The following is a 2067-nucleotide window of genomic DNA, read 5'->3' on the forward strand; positions in this document are numbered from 1 at the left end:
CTGCGCAACACCGCCATCGGCCTGCTTCGCCTCGACGGCCACGACAACATCGCAAAAGCCCTGCGCCACAACGCTCGAAACCCCCAAAGGCCCATCACACTACTGCTGACCAGCTGAAATGCGACTTTGCCGAGACCCTGGCCGCCAGCCACGGCGAACAGACCACGCCCGTCACCTCGGACGACCCGCTATGCCGACCCGGGCCGGCGCGTTCATCCGGCCGGCTGGGCCACGCCTCGCACCAGCACGAACCCCACCATCCGGTGCCCGCCCACCTCCGGGGCGCCCCGCTGCACCTGCCGCCGGGCCTGCTCGATCACCGGGCTGTCCGGGTCGAGCACCGACAGGTAGGCGTGGTGGGCGGCGAGCGACTCCACCGCGGCGTCGACGAAGCCGTCCACAATCTCCGCGTGGGTGGCGCCCGGTCCGTTCTGGAACAGCCGGCGCGGCGGGTCGGCCAGCGCGTCGTAGGCGGCGGTGACCGCGGCGGCGAACTCGATGTGGCCACGCTGGTTCGGCATCCCCGGACCCCATTCGACGCCGCCGTACATGGAGATCACCAGATCCGGCCGGACCGCGGTGATCGCGGCGGTGATCGCCGCCCGCAGCGCCGGGGTGTCCCGGATCTTGCCGTCCGGAAAATCCCAGAAGTCGACCGCGTCGACGCCGACGATCGCCGCCGAGGTGCGCTGCTCGGCCTCGCGGATCGGTCCGGCCCGCTCCGGTGTCGTGCCGGCGATGCCGGCCTCGCCGCGGCAGGCCAGCGCGTAGCGGATCGTTTTTCCGGAGGCGGTCCACTTGGCGACCGCGGCCGCCATCCCGTACTCCGGGTCGTCAGGGTGCGGCACCAGCACCAGGGCCGACTCCCAGTCGGCCGGAAACGGCTGCGGCGCAGACGATTTCCACATGCGTTCAGGCCAGCACGCCGTGCGTCACGATAGCCGCGGTCTGATCCACCCAGTCGCCGCCGAGGTCGTCGCCGGGGCGCAGCATCAGCCCGAACAGGGTGGCGCCGCCGATCAGCTCGAGCAACCGCGCCGGGTCGACATCCGGACGCGCGGCGCCACGATCGATCGCGTCGCCCACCCAGGAGCACAACACGTCGAAGAGGCCGACGAACCGGCCGAGCACCCGTTCGGTGAGCTCGGCGTTGCCGGCCATGTCGGCCAGCAGCCCGGGCAGCGCGGCCCGTACCACCGGGCTGGTGAACACGTCACGCGCGCCGGCGATCATCGCCCGCAGATCACCGGCCGGGTCGCCGGGCGTCGTCACCGCGCTGGGCGGCGTCGAGAACGCGGCCTCGTGCACCAACTCGGCTTTGCTGGGCCAGCGGCGATACAGCGCCGTCTTCGTCGTCCCGGCCCGTTCCGCGACGGCGGCCATGCTCAGATTGGCGTACCCGACTTCCACAACCAGGTCCGCGGCGGCCTGCAGTATGGCAGCGTCGATACGCGGATCCCGGGGCCGTCCGGCGGCGGGGGGCTTGCCAACCGAAGGGGCGTCTGATTTCATACCGCTACCAATCATATCGTAATTAGCCGATGGAGGACGCGCCCGTGTCCGACCAACCGACGGTGGAGACCGACGTCGGCCGAATCCGGCGCTCCAGCCGCGATGTCAGCACCCTGCCCACGGTAATGTCTCGCTGGCTCTCGACCCAGCTGCCCGGCGGGGTGGCGCCGCAGATCACCGTGCAGAGCGGGATCGACGCCAACGGCATGTCGTCGGAGACGATCATGCTCACCGGCCGCTGGCAGCAGGACGGCGCCCCGGTCGAGCAGCGCTGGGTGATGCGGGTGGCGCCCGGCGCCGACGACGTGCCGGTGTTTCCGACCTACCGGCTGGACCACCAGTTCGAGGTGATGCGGCTGGTCGCCGAGCTGACCCAGGTCCCGATGCCCCGGCTGCGCTGGATCGACCCGGTCGGTGGGGTGCTCGGCCGGCCGTTCTTCCTGATGGACCGGGTCGACGGGGTGGTCCCGCCCGATGTCATGCCGTACACCTTCGGCGGCAACTGGTTCGCCGACCCGCCGGCGCAGCGCCCGCGGGCGCGGCAGGTCGCCACCG

The 2067-nt window shown here is 71.5% G+C and carries 3 protein-coding genes; 1 reads left to right on the forward strand and 2 read right to left on the reverse strand.

Translation table 11 applies throughout. The features are described 5' to 3' along the window. Positions 1-212: 212 nt before the first annotated feature. Complete coding sequence (locus tag AC2VNT_RS00390) at positions 213-908, reverse strand: PIG-L deacetylase family protein (RefSeq protein WP_486944975.1); 696 nt, start codon at positions 906-908, stop codon at positions 213-215. A 4-nt stretch (positions 909-912) separates the two neighbouring features. Continuing rightward, positions 913-1512, reverse strand: a complete 600-nt coding sequence (locus AC2VNT_RS00395) for a TetR/AcrR family transcriptional regulator (RefSeq protein WP_486944976.1) — start codon at positions 1510-1512, stop codon at positions 913-915. A gap of 29 nt (positions 1513-1541) precedes the next feature. Between AC2VNT_RS00395 and AC2VNT_RS00400 the strand changes: the two genes are divergently transcribed. Then, on the forward strand, positions 1542-2067 hold a 526-nt coding region (locus AC2VNT_RS00400; protein WP_486944977.1), incomplete at its 3' end, for a protein kinase family protein.

The sequence above is a fragment of the Mycobacterium sp. TH-M15 genome (assembly GCF_057473705.1).